Raw genomic sequence first — 14,995 nt, 5'->3', positions numbered from 1 at the left:
GCTCGTGTTTACAAGCTGTGGAATCGGCTTTTTCTTGTATTTTTTTACAATGAAAGGCTTGAAGTTTAGCTATTTGCCATTTCAGGGAAATGGTTACTATTACAGATTGAAGAAGGAGCACTGCCAAAATGAAAAAAGTGTTAATTCCTATCATTATTCTTGTCGTTGTATTAGGCGCAGGAGCAACCGCTGCAATAGGCAACTACAACGGATTTGTCGGGCTTGAAGAAGACGTCAACGAATCGCAAGCACAAATTGAAAACCAGCTGCAGCGCCGCCAAAATTTGATTCCCAATCTGGTGGAAAGTGTAAAAGGCTTCGCTAACCAAGAAAAAGAAATCATCCAAAGCGTTACGGATGCACGGGAAAATTTGGCTGGTGCTAATTCGATCGAAGAGCAAGCACAAGCTGACACGGAATTGAGCGGAGCGTTAAGCCGTTTGTTGGTCGTTGTAGAAAATTACCCGGAACTAAAATCAAACGAAAACTTTCAACAATTATCCGATGAACTGGCTGGCACGGAAAATCGGATTGCAGTGGCTCGACGGGATTACAATGCAACAGTGGGGGAATTCAACCGGAAAACGAAAAGTTTTCCTGGCAGTTTAACGGCAGGGGCATTCGGCTTTGAAGAAAAATCTTATTTTAAAGCAGATGCCCGTGCAACGGAAGTGCCTGCAGTCAATTTTGGAAGCGATAAAGAATGATGAAGAAAATCTTATTTCTGCTCGGGGGATTCTGCTTGCTGGCTGCATCGCCGGCTTTAGCCGTCGAATTTCCTGAGTTAACAGGTGATATTTACATACAAGATATTTCCGATGTCTTAACGCCTGAAGAAGAAGACGAATTGCGTCAATTGGGCACCGAGCTGGAAGACGCGACTACGGCCCAACTTGCGGTCATGGTTATTCCTTCTTTAGAAGGAGAGCCGATTGCCGATTATGCACTGAAAGCTCTTCGGCATTACGGTGTAGGAACCAAAGAAGAAAACAACGGGGCTCTCATGATTGTCTCTACGGGCGACCGAGAGATTTACATCACAACAGGCTATGGCCTTGAAGAAATTTTACCTGATGGCGAAGTGGGCCGGATTTTAGACGGTTATGCCATTCCTTATTTAAAGGAAGACAATTACGCTTTAGGAATCAGGAACACCTATAAAGCGCTTTACAGAGAAGTGGCAGCTGCATACGATTGGGATGACGGCTCAAAAGCGCCTCAAGCCTTGCAGGCGGCTGCTCCTGAAGAGAAGGATGTTTGGCTGATTCCCCGGATGGTCCTTGTGATTGGTTTTGTTATTTGGGTCATCGTTTCCTTGTTTGGAGGAGGCGCTGGCAGAGGCAATAGCAAAAACCCTGGCAGATACGGAAGTTCCTCTCGCTCCTCAAGCAGAGGCAGTTCGCGAAGCAGCGGCAGCAGTTCGCGCAGAGGCCGCGGAGGATCTGGCGGCGGCGGTGGAGCCGGAAGAAAATTCTAATAGGAAGAAGGGAGAAAATGATTACGTTGTATACACGGCCCAATTGTCCGCTTTGCGATGAAGCAAAACTGATGCTGCAGTTGGTGCAGGAAGATTTTCCAGTTGAATATGAAGAAGTGGACATCGAAAGCAATGATGTGCTGCATGAGAAATACATGCTGATGATTCCGGTAATTGAAAAAGACCAAAAAGTATTGCTTTACGGCAATATTGGCTATGCAGAACTCTTAGAAGCGTTAGAATTTTAACGCTTCTTTTTGTTTGCTTTTTAATAGCAGGTTAGTTAGAATGAATCTAGTGGGACATAAATAAATATAGTGGGACAGAAAACGTCCAACTTGAAACGGAGTGAAACAATGGACCCATTAACGGAAGCGCAAAAAAAGCTCATGCCGGAAATGACCGAACTCCTAAAAAGACGCTATCAAATTTTACTGACGATCAAACTGGAAGAGCCAATTGGCAGGCGAACTTTGTGTGAGCTTGCCGGAGCTACCGAACGGGAGATCCGAAAAGAAACCGATCTGTTGCGCAATCAGCAGCTGATTGAAACAAGAACCGCAGGGATGGTTGTTTCTGAACAAGGCCTGGCTGTGCTGGATGCATTAAAAGAGTTTATGCGCGAAGTATCCGGCCTCGCCGCGATGGAAAAGCAGTTGAAATCCATTTTAGGGATTTCTAAAGTGCTGATTTTGCCTCAAGACAGCGATGACATTCCGGCAGTAAAAGCCAATATCGGGAAAGAAGCGGCTCGGTTATTGGAATCCTTTTTTACGCAAAACAAAAAAATTGCAGTAACTGGCGGCAGTACGATGGCTGCCATTTCAAAAGAATTGTCGACTGAAAAAAAAGACAGTTCACTGCAATTTATTGCGGCCCGTGGCGGCCTTGGGGAAGATGTTCTTCACCAAGCCAATACAATTGCTTCCTCATTTGCTGAGAAAACCGGAGGGTCGGTCAAGACCCTGTATTTGCCTGATCACTTGAGCGCGGAAGCGTTCGAGATGATGATGCGGGAACCGGTGATTAAAGAAATGATGGACTTGTATGACCAGACCGATGTTGTGGTCCATGGGATTGGCAATGCCGAAGAGATTGCGCTTCAACGAAAGTCCTCTTTGGAAGAAGTTGAACGGATCCGTTCTGGTGGTGCGATAAGTGAAGCATTCGGCTATTACTTCGATAAAGAAGGAAAAGTTGTTTATCGCATACGAACAGCGGGAATTCAATTGGAACAAGTTCAAAAAGCCCGAGCGATTTTGGCAGTAGCCGGGGGCCGCTCGAAAGCAAAAGCGATTCTTTCCTATTTCAACATTGCGGCGAAGCAGACAGTGTTAATCACCGACGAAGGCGCCGCACGAAAAATAATTGAGTTAACTCAAAAACAGGAGGAAATTTAAATGACTTTAAAATTAGCAATTAACGGATTTGGACGTATCGGACGTATTGTATTCCGCCAAGCATTGGCAAACAAAGAAGTAGAAGTAGTGGCAGTAAACGATTTAACGGATGCAAAAATGCTCGCACACCTTTTGAAATACGATTCAATTCATGGCATCTTAGACGCTGAAATTTCAGCTGAAGGCAATGATTTGATTGTTAACGGCAACAGAATCCATGTTTACTCTGAAAAAGATCCTGCGAACCTTCCGTGGGCAGAAAACAATATCGACATCGTAATCGAATCTACTGGATTCTTCACAAACGCTGACGATGCGAAAAAACACATCGAAGCAGGCGCTAAAAAAGTTATCGTTTCAGCTCCAGGCAAAGGCATGAAAACAATCGTAATGGGTGTTAACGACGACAGCTACAACCCAGAAGAAGACGATGTAGTTTCAAACGCATCTTGCACAACTAACGGCCTTGCCGGAATTTCTAAAATCTTGAACGACCGTTTCGGCATCAAAAAAGCGATGATGACAACAATCCACTCGTATACAAACGACCAAATCTTGTTGGATTCACCACATAAAGACTACCGCCGTGCACGTTCTGCAGCAGAATCTATGATTCCGACAACTACAGGCGCAGCAGTTGCCGTAACTCAAGTATTGCCAGAACTAAAAGGCAAATTGGACGGAATGGCTATCCGCGTTCCTACACCAAACGTATCATTGATTGATTTAGTTGCTGAGTTGAATACTGATGTAACAGTAGAAGACGTAAACAACGCTTTGAAAGAAGCAATCGACAAAGACGAAAACGGCTTCTTGAGCTACAGCGAGCTTCCGCTTGTTTCACGCGACTATAACGGCAACACTTCTTCATCAACTGTCGATCTATTGTCTACAATGGAACTTGGCGGCAACATGGTGAAAGTCCTTGCTTGGTATGATAACGAATCAGGCTACTCTGCACGCTGCATCGACGTTGCATTGCACATGTACAAAAAAGGCCTATAATCTCAAAATCATAGCTTAATTTCTTGTGAACCTCTATAATAAAAGAGGGTAAAAGGGGTGGGGATTTACCCCGCCCCTTATTTTTTTTGAAGACAAACGGGAGGTATTTTCATGACGAAGAAAATGACCATGAAAGACGTAGACTTAAAAGGAAAACGTGTATTTTGCCGAGTCGATTTTAACGTGCCGATGTCTGGCGGAAAAGTGACGGACGACACACGCATCCGCGCTGCTTTGCCAACGATCGAATACTTGATCGACAATGGAGCAAAAGTAATACTTGCAAGTCACCTGGGCCGACCGAAAGGTGCTGTCAACGAAGAAATGAGGCTGAGCGCTGCTGCAGCCAAACTGAGCGAATTACTACATAAAGAAGTGAAAAGCCTCGATGAGTCAATCGGAGAAAAAGTGGAACAAGAAATTGCATCGATGAACGAAGGCGATGTTGTTTTGCTTGAGAATGTCCGCTTCCACCCGGGCGAGGAAAAAAATGACGAAGAACTGGCAAAAGCATTCGCTGCTTTGGCAGACGTGTTCGTCAATGACGCGTTTGGAGCAGCGCATAGAGCGCACGCTTCCACTGCAGGAATCGCCAAGTATTTGCCGGCTGTCTCCGGCTTGCTGCTTGAAAAAGAATTGGACGTTTTGGGCAAAGCGTTGTCTGAGCCGGATCGTCCGTTTACCGCTATTATCGGCGGGGCAAAAGTCAAAGACAAAATTGGTGTAATCGACAATTTGCTTGATAATGTCGACAATCTTTTGATTGGCGGTGGCTTGTCTTATACGTTTTTAAAAGCGCAAGGCATGGAAATCGGCCAATCGCTTTTAGAAGAAGACAAAATCGATTTAGCAAAGTCATTTATTCAAAAAGCGGAAGAAAAAGGCGTGAAGCTGTATTTGCCAGTTGACGTAGTCATTGCTGAGAAATTCTCGAATGACACCGAAACGAAAGTGGTCAACGTCGATGAAATTCCAGCGGATTGGATGGGCTTGGACATCGGGCCAAAAACCGTGGAACTGTATGCAGGCGTTATCGCCGATTCAAAACTGATCATTTGGAACGGGCCGATGGGCGTGTTTGAAATGAGTTCATATGAAAACGGCACAAAGTCGGTGGCCGATGCAATGGCAACAACGGAAGCGTATACCGTAATTGGCGGCGGCGATTCTGCGGCGGCAGTGGAACAATTCCATGTTGCGGACAAAATGGACCATATTTCCACAGGCGGCGGAGCTTCGCTTGAATTTATGGAAGGCAAGGAATTGCCAGGAGTCAGTGCATTATCGAACAAATAAAGTAAAAATGAGGAGGGGCTTTTTTGAGAAAACCAATCATTGCAGGAAACTGGAAAATGTATAAAACGTTTGCGGAAGCAAAAGAATTTGTTGAAACCGTAAAAGGTCTTGTACCCGATGCAAACAAGGTGGATTCTGTAGTTTGTGCGCCTGCTTTATTTTTACAGCAATTGGTATCATCTTCAGAAGAAAGTGCGCTGCAAATTGGTGCACAAACAATGCACGAAGAAAAAGAAGGTGCTTATACCGGCGAAATCAGTGCTGCTCAATTAGTCGATATTGGCGCAACATACGTCATCATCGGCCATTCAGAGCGCCGACAGTATTTCAACGAAACCGATTTATCGGTCAATAAAAAAGTTCATGCGGCGTTTGCTGCAGGCTTAACGCCGATTATGTGTGTGGGCGAAACGGACGAGCAGCGTGAAAACGGCGCAACGGCTAAAGTAGTCGAAACTCAAGTCGAACAAGGCTTAGCGGGATTGTCCGAACAGCAAGTGGCTGAACTGGTCATTGCGTATGAACCAATTTGGGCAATTGGCACAGGCAAAACAGCGACGGCTGAAGATGCCAACGAAGTATGCGGCACGATCCGCAGCAAAGTGGCTTCTTTATATAATGAAGAAACAGCCGGAAAAGTCCGCATTCAGTATGGCGGCAGCGTGAAACCGGCAAATATCGAAGAGTTGCTGGGCATGGAACATATCGATGGCGCTTTAGTAGGCGGCGCAAGCTTGGAATCAGATTCGTTTGTGAAATTGTTGGAGGCGGGTTTACATGCGTAAAGGCGAATATCCTGCGGCCCTCATCATTCTTGATGGATTCGGTTGCAGGAAAGAAACGTTCGGCAATGCCGTAGCGCAAGCGAAAAAACCAAATTTTGATCGCTTATGGGAAAATTATCCACATAATTTATTGACGGCATCTGGAGAAGCGGTCGGTTTGCCAGATGGCCAAATGGGCAATTCAGAAGTGGGCCATTTGAATATTGGTGCCGGCAGAATTGTCTACCAAAACTTGACGCGCATCCATAAATCTATTCGCGACGGCGACTTTTTCATGAACCAAGCTTTTGTGGAAGCTATTACGAACGCCAAAGAAAATGGCAAAGCTTTGCACATCATGGGGCTGTTGTCGGACGGCGGCGTCCATAGCCATTACGAGCATTTATTTGCGCTATTGGAATTGGCGAAGCAGCACGGCTTGAAAGACGTTTATGTGCACGGATTTTTAGACGGCCGCGATGTCGGCCCGAAAACCGCACTAGGCTATATCGAACAAGCGGAACAAAAAATGGCGGAAATCGGCGTCGGGAAATTTGCTTCCATCAGCGGACGGTATTATGCCATGGACCGCGATCAGCGATGGGAACGCGTCGAAAGCGCCTACCAGGTGCTGGTTGATGGGAATGGTTCTACTGCATCATCGGCTATTGAAGGCATATCCCGGTCGTACGATACAGACGTTGTGGATGAATTTGTGGTGCCATTTGCCATTGTCGAAGACGGCAAACCGGTAGCGACCATTCAAACAGGCGACTCGATCATCTTTTTCAATTTCCGTCCGGACCGGGCGATTCAATTGACATCGGCTTTTATTCGGGAAGATTTTAGCGGTTTCCCGAAAAGCGTCAACCATCCGGAAAACATCTCGTTCATCACGTTTACAAGCTACAGCGACGACCTTCCGACGCGCGTCGCATTTTCATCCCAGAATCTTGAACAAACGGTCGGAGAAGTGATCGCAGCGAACGGCATGACTCAGCTGCGCATTGCTGAAACCGAAAAATACCCGCATGTTACGTTCTTTATGAGCGGCGGCCGTGAAGATCTTTTCCCGGGAGAAGAACGAATTTTGGTGAATTCTCCAAAAGTGGCGACTTACGATTTGCAGCCGGAAATGAGTGCGTACGAAGTAACGGACCGCTTGGTTGAACAAATTGAAGCCGATGCACACGATGCCATTATCTTGAATTTCGCCAACCCGGATATGGTCGGGCACAGCGGCATGCTGGAACCGACCATCCGCGCGATTGAAGTTGTAGATGAATGTTTAGGCCGGATTGTCGACGCGCTCCATGCAAAAGGTGGAGCAGCCATCATTACGGCAGACCACGGAAATGCAGATGAAGTAGTAACGATTCAAGGAATGCCGATGACGGCCCATACGACCAACCAAGTGCCGGTCATCGTCACACGGCCGGATGCGGTTTTACGGGACGGTGGCGTCTTAGCTGATTTAGCGCCGACGCTTTTGAAATTGCTGAACATAGCACAACCGCAAGAAATGACTGGAAAACCATTATTTTAAGGAAAAGGGAGCTGTTTTAAATGCCAATTATCACTGACATTCTTGCACGCGAAGTATTAGATTCACGAGGAAACCCAACAATCGAAGTAGAAGTATTCACAGAAAGCGGCGCATTTGGCCGCGCAATCGTACCTTCAGGCGCTTCAACAGGCGAACACGAAGCGGTTGAACTTCGCGATGGCGACAAAAGCCGTTACCTTGGAAAAGGCGTACTAAAAGCGATTGAACACGTAAACAACGAAATTGCAGAAGAACTAGTTGAAAATTTCTCAGTTCTTGACCAAGTTTCCATTGACCAAGCGTTGATCGAATTGGACGGCACGGAAAACAAAGGACGCCTGGGAGCCAATGCAATTTTAGGTGTTTCAATGGCCGTAGCACACGCTGCAGCTGATTATTTGGATGTTCCTCTTTACCAATACTTGGGCGGCTTTAACGCGAAACAATTGCCAGTGCCGATGATGAACATTTTAAACGGCGGAGAACACGCAGATAACAACGTCGACATCCAAGAATTCATGGTTATGCCGGTTGGCGCAGAATCTTTCCGCCACGCGCTTCGCATGGGATCTGAAATTTTCCATAATTTGAAAAGCGTATTGAAAGAAAAAGGCTATAACACATCTGTCGGCGATGAAGGCGGATTTGCACCAAACTTAGGATCGAACGAAGAAGCGCTTCAAACAATTATGGAAGCAATCGAAAAAGCTGGCTACAAACCAGGCGAAGATGTATTGCTTGCAATGGACGTGGCTTCTTCTGAAATCTACGATAAAGAAAAAGGCGTGTACAACCTTCCAGGCGATAACACTGTTAAAACGTCTGCCGAAATGGTTGATTGGTACGAAGAGCTTGCAAACAAATACCCGATCATTTCAATCGAAGACGGTTTGGATGAAAACGACTGGGAAGGCCATAAATTGCTGACTGAACGCATTGGCGACCGCGTGCAATTGGTTGGAGATGATTTGTTCGTTACCAATACGAAAAAACTGGCACAAGGAATCGAACAAGGCGTCGGCAACTCGATCTTGATCAAAGTAAACCAAATCGGCACGTTAACGGAAACGTTTGATGCCATCGAAATGGCGAAACGCGCGGGCTATACAGCCGTTATCAGCCACCGTTCAGGTGAATCGGAAGATGTTACGATTGCCGATATCGCTGTAGCGACAAACGCTGGCCAAATCAAAACAGGCGCGCCTTCACGTACAGACCGCGTTGCGAAATACAACCAATTGCTGCGCATTGAAGACCAATTGGATGATACAGCTAAATATTTAGGATTAAAAACATTCTACAACTTGAAAAAATAAGCGGCAGCCTCCTTTTTTCTATTGCTATTGTCTTAGTTTGAAAAGTTTGATAAACTAAGAGATGTTGTCAGGTTCTTTTTGCAGGAGGTGGAATTTATGCATACGTTGTTATTGACTTTACTCGTCATCGTATCGCTCGCATTGATCGTTGTCGTATTATTACAATCAGGGAAAAGTGCAGGTCTTTCAGGAGCCATCTCCGGTGGAGCTGAGCAACTTTTTGGCAAGCAAAAAGCTCGGGGGATTGACTTGATCCTTCACCGGGTAACGATTGTACTTGCTGCCTTATTCTTTATACTGGCTATCGCCGTGACGAAAGTTTAATGTAGATGATCTACGCCTAACCGGTCTTTGGTTAGGCGTTTTCTTTTTAATATGTATTCATTCGATATTCCGCAAAACCGCTGCGCGAAAACCGTGTGCCCCTGCAGCGTTACACGCTTCGTCGCAAAGGCATTGCCCAAACTTCTTTCGGTCAATACCTTTCCTGCGGGATCGCGCCGAACTAACTCGGGCGAATGCCCGAGTGGATTTCGGCACTTCGTCGCTACGCTGCCCCGCGGAAGTCTCCGCAGTTTTGCTCCATATCAAGAAGCTAATTCGTCATACTATATAAATGTATTTTTATTATCTATGGCGATATCGTATTTAGTACTTTCAAATATCGTTTTATGTAGATAGTTGCATAATTTATACTAAGTTTTTAATTAATTATCTGGAGGGATTTTGATGCGCATTTCGCAGCCAAAACCATTTTTCTTTAAAGCAGGGCCGCGTGCGGTTTTGCTGCTTCATGGATTTACAGGAAATTCGGCCGATGTTCGGATGCTTGGCCGGTTCCTTGAAAAAAACGGTTACACGTCAATCGCTCCTCATTACGCCGGGCACGGGGTAGCACCGGAAGAGTTGCTGGGCACCGGGCCGGTGGATTGGTGGAAAGATGTTGAAGCCGCTTATCAAAAGCTGAAAGACGAAGGCTATGAAGAAATTGCAGTCGCCGGATTGTCATTAGGCGGCGTATTTTCTTTGAAAGTGGGGTATACATTCCCTGTAAAGGGGTTAGTTACGATGTGTGCGCCAATGTTTATGAAGACGACCGATTTGATGTATGAAGGCGTTTTGAAATACGCGCGCGAGTACAAGAAATATGAAGGAAAAACCCCTGAAGTTATCGAAGAAGAGATGAAGAAGTTTCAAGAAACGCCGATGGAATCGCTTGCCGACCTTCGCGCGTTGATCGCAGATGTCCGGGCACACGTGGATTTGGTGTATGCGCCGTTGTTTGTGGTCCAGGGCTCTTTGGATGACGTGATTAATCCCGAGTCGGCCAATATCATTTATGAAGAAGCCGAATCGTTTGATAAGAACATGAAGTGGTACGAGAAATCCGGCCACGTTATTACGCTTGACCAGGAAAAAGAACAATTGCACGAAGATATACTCGCATTTCTCGATTCACTCGAATGGAGTGAATGAGACCGCCAGAAGGAGGAAATTACATGGGAACAAATGAATTATCGCTCGAAAAGCGTTTACTGACGTTTATGCGCGAAGATGCTTACAAACCATTGACTGTCCAAGAAATAGAAGAGCAGTTCGGGTTTGATGACGCGGATGAATTTAAGGAATTGGTGAAAACTTTGGTGCGTTTGGAAGAAAAGGGGCTTTTAATCCGCTCTAGAGCCAATCGCTACGGGGTTCCTGAACGCATGAACTTGATGCGCGGAAGATTTATCGGCCACCAAAAAGGCTTTGGCTTTGTTGCGCCGGAAGAAGCAGGCATGGACGATGTGTTCATTCCGCCGAACGAAGTGAATGGTGCAGTGAACGGCGATACGGTCATGATCCGAATTTCAGAAGGGTCATCAGGCGACCGCCGGGAAGGCTCGATTATCCGCATCCTTGAACGCGGCACGACGAAAGTGGTCGGAACGTTCCAAGACAATAAAGGCTTTGGCTTTGTCGTATCCGATGACAAAAAAATGAACATTGATATTTTCATTGCGAAAGAAAATACCCTTGGAGCCGTCGATGGCCACAAAGTGGTTGTGGAAATTACCGACTGGCCGAACGGGCACAAATCGGCAACCGGCATGGTAACGCAAATTTTGGGCCATAAAAATGATCCCGGCGTGGACATTTTGTCGATTATCCATAAATACGGCATCGAAACCGAGTTTCCGGAAGACGTATTGGAACAAGCGAATAATGTTCCAGAATCCATTGATCCCGCAGATTTGACGGATCGCCGTGATCTTCGCGACCAGCAAATCGTCACCATTGACGGAGCAGACGCGAAAGACTTGGATGATGCGGTGCAAGTGGTGAAATTGGAAGACGGCACGTATAAACTCGGTGTCCACATTGCTGACGTCAGCCATTACGTAACGGAAGATTCGCCGATTGACCGGGAAGCATACGACCGGGCAACGAGCATTTATTTGACAGACCGCGTAATTCCGATGATCCCGCACCGTTTGTCGAACGGCATTTGCTCGTTGAATCCGCAAGTGGACCGCTTGACCTTGTCGTGCGAAATGATTTTCAACGATATGGGCGAATTGCTGTCCCACGACATTTTCCAAAGCGTTATCAATACGTCTGCTCGCATGACGTATACGGACGTTTACGAAATTTTGGAAAACGATAATCAGGAGCTAAAAGAAAAATACGCTGACCTTGTCCCGATGTTCCAATTGATGGGCGAATTTGCAGCAATTTTGCGTGAAAAACGCATGCGCCGCGGCGCCATCGATTTTGATTTCAAAGAATCAAAAGTCTTGGTGGACGAAGAAGGCTATCCGGTTGATGTAGTGGTCCGTGAACGTACGGTTGCCGAAAAACTGATTGAAGAATTCATGCTGGCAGCGAACGAAACGGTCGCAGAGCATTTCCACCGCATGGAAGTGCCAGCGCTTTACCGGATCCACGAAGATCCGAAACCGGAAAAACTGCAGCGCTTTTTCGAATTTGTAACAAACTTCGGAATCGTCGTCAAAGGGACGAGCACTCAAGTGCACCCGGCTGCTTTGCAGCAAATTATCCGTTCAATCGAAGGGCTTCCTGAAGAGCCGGTTATTTCAACGATGATGCTTCGGTCCATGCAGCAAGCGAAGTATTCTGCTGAAAGCTTAGGCCACTTTGGTTTGTCTACTGAATTTTATACGCATTTCACATCACCGATCCGCCGTTACCCGGATTTGATCGTCCACCGATTGATCCGCACGTATTTGATCAACAAAGATTTGTCGAAAGCGACAATCATGCACTGGGAATCAAATATGGGTGACATTGCGGAACATACATCCGAACGCGAGCGACGCGCAGTCGAAGCGGAACGCGATACCGATGCATTGAAGAAATCGCAGTACATGCAAGATAAAATCGGCGAAGAGTTTGACGGCGTGATTTCATCCGTTACGAACTTCGGATTGTTTATCGAATTGCCGAACACAATCGAAGGCTTGGTCCACGTATCAAATATGACGGATGATTTCTATCGTTTCGATGACCGTTCGATGATGATGATCGGGGAGCGCACAAACAAACAGTTCCGCATCGGTGATGAAATCAAGATTAAGGTCATTGGAGTTAAACCGGAAGAGTCGTCGATCGACTTTGAAATTGCCGGCATGATCCAAAGCCCGCGCCGTCCAAGAAGAGATTCACCGAAAGTGATCCGGGCGACGAAAAAAGAAGGCACCGGAACGAAAAAACAAGGCGAAGCGGGTCCAACGCGCAAGCCGAAAAATCCAAAGAAAAAGTTTTATGAAGACGCCGCTAAAAAATCAGGGCGCAGAAAGAGAAAATAAAGGAGCGGCTTAATCGCCGCCCTTTTTCAACTTTATACGGGGTGAGAAAAAATGGCTAAAGGTGAAGGAAAAGTTATCGCGCAAAACAAAAAAGCCTCATTCGATTATTTTATTGAAGAAACGATCGAAGCGGGCATTGTCTTGCTCGGAACTGAAATCAAATCAGCAAGAAAAGGCAAAGTGCAATTGGTCGATGCGTTCGTGCGGATCCGGGGCGGAGAAGCTTGGATTTCAAATATGCACATCGCGCCATACGAACAAGGCAATATTTTCAACCACGAGCCGACGAGAGTCCGTAAATTATTGCTGCACAAAAAACAGATCAATGAACTGATTGGCGTTTCTAAAGTGCAAGGCGCCAACATCATACCATTGAAAATGTATTTGAAAGACGGCTATGCCAAAGTGCTGCTCGGCGTCGGTAAAGGTAAGAAAAACTACGACAAGCGCCAGGATTTGAAACAAAAAGACGCAAAACGCGAAATCGACCGCGCGATGAAAGACCGCAGCCGTTAACACTTGCTGTCTGACCATTATTGTCTTATAATATTGATATAACACATGCACAGAAGTTCTTCTTCCGTGTTCCTTTATAATGAGGGGACGTTACGGATTCGACAGGGATGATCTGGGCTTGGGTTGCGCGTCGGAGGATCGGCTTCGTTACCAACGTACCTATAATAACAGGCAAAACAAACCAAAACCTAGCATTCGCAGCGTAAGCTCGGATCTGCTTTATTCATCCATCGCCCATGTGGCTGGATAAAGCTCAACTTTAGTGGGATACGGTCGGCAGTGCCACTTGAGCTGCCGGCAAGAGATTTTCAAGTTAGTGCCCAGGACGCCCGCCTATTGGCAGATTGGCGCATGAAACCTCAATAAGTAAGCTACACGCGTAGAGGCTCAAGTAGCGGAGTTTCTGGACGCGGGTTCGACTCCCGCCGTCTCCATAGATTAATTTCATGGAGTTTCATAGAACGTCAAAATCCTTGATATACCAAGGGTTTTGGCGTTTTTTGATGTCATGGAGTTTCATGTAATATCAAAAAAACCTAGTCAAAAACCTAGTCAACCTAGTCAAAAACCTCGTCAGTAACCTCGTCACTCAGTGATGGAAAGGTTAAATACTTTTCGAATTTGTCGATTGTTTCAGCTTTTGCTTTTTTCGTTACGTGCGCATAGACATCTAAAGTTGTTTTTACATCCTTGTGGCCTAACCGGTATTGAACTTCTTTAATCGTAGCCCCAGCTTCGAAAAGAAGAGAGCAGTGCGTATGACGTAAACCATGGGTTGTTACTGGATCCAATTTGTATTTTTTTAATATACGTTTCAGCCATGGATAGGTTTTATTAGGTTCGTGTATTTGATTTTCTGTATTAGGAAAAATGAATTGATTTGGTTTTAATGTATTAAAGCCACGCTTGAGGTATTCCATCGCTAATTCGTGTTTCCACTCTTTCAATAGCTGCATCGTTGTATTATCCAGTTTAATGGTGCGAGGCAGTCCATTCTTTGTTGGACCTAGATAAAGACCTTGCTCTCCACGAGCGATTGCTTTATTAATTCGTATCTCGCTGCTAGTGAAATTAATATCTCTCCACATAAGGGCAAAAGCCTCACCTTTACGCATTCCTGAATAAGCAAGAAGGTGGAAGAACGCATAACGTTTTAAATTGTTTTCCTTTTTAAAGCAATTCAGCAATTCTACCAACTGTTCCCGGTTATAAAAATTTTCATTTTCCTCTTCATCGATTGATATCTGTTTTTTCACGACAGGGATTTCGACTAAATTAAACGGATTTCTGTCAATAAAACCGCGTTTCATAGCAAAGGTCAGAACTTTAGCTGCATAGGCTTTAATCATCGTAAAACGTTTTAATTTTTTTGCCCACTGATTCACGTGCTTTTGGCAAATCGCTACATCAATTTTGTCGATCTTGTAATGACCCATAGTCGGCAAAATATGATTCTTAAATATGCGAACTGTTTTTAAGAATGTACTATCTTGAACAGTATTTTCATAATGCTCAATGTAGATGTCATACACATCCTGATAGGTTTCTGTTGCCTGCTTCTTATAAGAGCCGCTATTGATTTCTCCTTTTAACTTAGCCATTTCATCCTTTGCTTCTTTTTGTGTTTTAAAGCCTCGACGCGTGGTACTTAGCTCTTTACCGGTTAATGGATCAACACCAATATAAAGATGGAACATATACCGTGTTGCGTTGTTTTTGAGTTTATAGCTTTTAATCGTTGTTTGCTTACTCATTCTGTTCCTCCTGAATGCTTACGGAGATAAGATTTGGAGGGAGTAGTTAATATAACTACTCCTATATTTTATATTGAAGATTAGCAGTACACAAATAGCACTTCGATAA

The 14,995-nt window shown here is 45.4% G+C and carries 14 protein-coding genes and 1 other RNA gene; 14 read left to right on the top strand and 1 reads right to left on the bottom strand.

Annotated features, from left to right (window positions below; genetic code table 11):
* Positions 1–128: 128 nt before the first annotated feature.
* From ACRRQV_RS15885 to ssrA, 14 genes are all read left to right on the top strand, one after another.
* Positions 129–707, top strand: a complete 579-nt coding sequence (locus ACRRQV_RS15885; protein WP_432532651.1) for a LemA family protein — start codon at positions 129–131, stop codon at positions 705–707.
* Positions 704–1,477 (top strand): TPM domain-containing protein, encoded by a 774-nt coding sequence (locus ACRRQV_RS15880; protein ID WP_432532649.1) that lies wholly within the window; start codon positions 704–706, stop codon positions 1,475–1,477. Before ACRRQV_RS15885 ends, ACRRQV_RS15880 begins: the two co-directional genes overlap by 4 nt.
* A gap of 17 nt (positions 1,478–1,494) precedes the next feature.
* On the top strand, positions 1,495–1,725 hold the full coding sequence (locus ACRRQV_RS15875; protein WP_432532647.1) for a glutaredoxin family protein: 231 nt from the start codon (positions 1,495–1,497) through the stop codon (positions 1,723–1,725).
* Between the two features lie 108 nt (positions 1,726–1,833).
* On the top strand, positions 1,834–2,877 hold the full coding sequence (locus ACRRQV_RS15870; RefSeq protein ID WP_432532645.1) for a sugar-binding transcriptional regulator: 1,044 nt from the start codon (positions 1,834–1,836) through the stop codon (positions 2,875–2,877).
* Positions 2,878–3,882: a type I glyceraldehyde-3-phosphate dehydrogenase gene (gene gap, locus ACRRQV_RS15865; protein WP_432532643.1), complete on the top strand. Its 1,005-nt coding sequence runs from the start codon at positions 2,878–2,880 to the stop codon at positions 3,880–3,882.
* 111 nt (positions 3,883–3,993) lie between these two features.
* Entirely contained in the window at positions 3,994–5,178 is a 1,185-nt protein-coding gene (locus ACRRQV_RS15860) for a phosphoglycerate kinase (RefSeq protein ID WP_432532641.1), read from the top strand.
* A 23-nt stretch (positions 5,179–5,201) separates the two neighbouring features.
* Positions 5,202–5,963: a triose-phosphate isomerase gene (tpiA, locus tag ACRRQV_RS15855; protein WP_432532639.1), complete on the top strand. Its 762-nt coding sequence runs from the start codon at positions 5,202–5,204 to the stop codon at positions 5,961–5,963.
* Positions 5,956–7,488: a 2,3-bisphosphoglycerate-independent phosphoglycerate mutase gene (gene gpmI / locus ACRRQV_RS15850; protein WP_432532637.1), complete on the top strand. Its 1,533-nt coding sequence runs from the start codon at positions 5,956–5,958 to the stop codon at positions 7,486–7,488. The genes tpiA and gpmI overlap by 8 nt, the downstream gene beginning before the upstream one ends.
* Before the next feature lie 20 nt (positions 7,489–7,508).
* Complete coding sequence (gene eno / locus ACRRQV_RS15845; protein ID WP_432532635.1) at positions 7,509–8,804, top strand: phosphopyruvate hydratase; 1,296 nt, start codon at positions 7,509–7,511, stop codon at positions 8,802–8,804.
* 96 nt (positions 8,805–8,900) lie between these two features.
* Complete coding sequence (secG, locus tag ACRRQV_RS15840; RefSeq protein ID WP_432532633.1) at positions 8,901–9,128, top strand: preprotein translocase subunit SecG; 228 nt, start codon at positions 8,901–8,903, stop codon at positions 9,126–9,128.
* A 405-nt stretch (positions 9,129–9,533) separates the two neighbouring features.
* Positions 9,534–10,280 carry an alpha/beta hydrolase gene (locus ACRRQV_RS15835; RefSeq protein ID WP_432532631.1) on the top strand — a complete coding sequence of 249 codons (747 nt, stop codon included), beginning with the start codon at positions 9,534–9,536 and terminating at the stop codon, positions 10,278–10,280.
* A 23-nt stretch (positions 10,281–10,303) separates the two neighbouring features.
* On the top strand, positions 10,304–12,616 hold the full coding sequence (gene rnr, locus ACRRQV_RS15830; RefSeq protein WP_432532629.1) for a ribonuclease R: 2,313 nt from the start codon (positions 10,304–10,306) through the stop codon (positions 12,614–12,616).
* A gap of 51 nt (positions 12,617–12,667) precedes the next feature.
* A complete protein-coding gene (smpB, locus tag ACRRQV_RS15825; RefSeq protein WP_432532627.1) occupies positions 12,668–13,132 on the top strand; it encodes an SsrA-binding protein SmpB in 465 nt (154 codons plus the stop codon).
* 83 nt (positions 13,133–13,215) lie between these two features.
* Positions 13,216–13,569, top strand: a transfer-messenger RNA (tmRNA) gene (gene ssrA / locus ACRRQV_RS15820).
* A gap of 120 nt (positions 13,570–13,689) precedes the next feature.
* On the opposite strand, the gene ACRRQV_RS15815 is transcribed toward ssrA, so the two are convergent.
* Positions 13,690–14,886, bottom strand: a complete 1,197-nt coding sequence (locus ACRRQV_RS15815; RefSeq protein WP_432532625.1) for a tyrosine-type recombinase/integrase — start codon at positions 14,884–14,886, stop codon at positions 13,690–13,692.
* Between the last annotated feature and the right edge of the window lie 109 nt (positions 14,887–14,995).

Source organism: Planococcus sp. YIM B11945 (genome assembly GCF_050864155.1).
In the GTDB taxonomy this organism is placed as follows: domain Bacteria; phylum Bacillota; class Bacilli; order Bacillales_A; family Planococcaceae; genus Planococcus.
Note: the sequence above shows the minus strand (reverse complement) of the source record. Positions and strands in the feature narration are given on the sequence as shown.

Coding starts and splice junctions, on each gene's coding strand:
- ACRRQV_RS15885 (WP_432532651.1), top strand. CDS start 129: ATGAAAAAAGTGTTAATTCCTATCATTATTCTTGTCGTTGTATTAGGC.
- secG (WP_432532633.1), top strand. CDS start 8,901: ATGCATACGTTGTTATTGACTTTACTCGTCATCGTATCGCTCGCATTG.
- gpmI (WP_432532637.1), top strand. CDS start 5,956: ATGCGTAAAGGCGAATATCCTGCGGCCCTCATCATTCTTGATGGATTC.
- gap (WP_432532643.1), top strand. CDS start 2,878: ATGACTTTAAAATTAGCAATTAACGGATTTGGACGTATCGGACGTATT.
- ACRRQV_RS15880 (WP_432532649.1), top strand. CDS start 704: ATGATGAAGAAAATCTTATTTCTGCTCGGGGGATTCTGCTTGCTGGCT.
- eno (WP_432532635.1), top strand. CDS start 7,509: ATGCCAATTATCACTGACATTCTTGCACGCGAAGTATTAGATTCACGA.
- ACRRQV_RS15815 (WP_432532625.1), bottom strand. CDS start 14,886: ATGAGTAAGCAAACAACGATTAAAAGCTATAAACTCAAAAACAACGCA.
- rnr (WP_432532629.1), top strand. CDS start 10,304: ATGGGAACAAATGAATTATCGCTCGAAAAGCGTTTACTGACGTTTATG.
- ACRRQV_RS15860 (WP_432532641.1), top strand. CDS start 3,994: ATGACGAAGAAAATGACCATGAAAGACGTAGACTTAAAAGGAAAACGT.
- ACRRQV_RS15875 (WP_432532647.1), top strand. CDS start 1,495: ATGATTACGTTGTATACACGGCCCAATTGTCCGCTTTGCGATGAAGCA.
- smpB (WP_432532627.1), top strand. CDS start 12,668: ATGGCTAAAGGTGAAGGAAAAGTTATCGCGCAAAACAAAAAAGCCTCA.
- ACRRQV_RS15835 (WP_432532631.1), top strand. CDS start 9,534: ATGCGCATTTCGCAGCCAAAACCATTTTTCTTTAAAGCAGGGCCGCGT.
- ACRRQV_RS15870 (WP_432532645.1), top strand. CDS start 1,834: ATGGACCCATTAACGGAAGCGCAAAAAAAGCTCATGCCGGAAATGACC.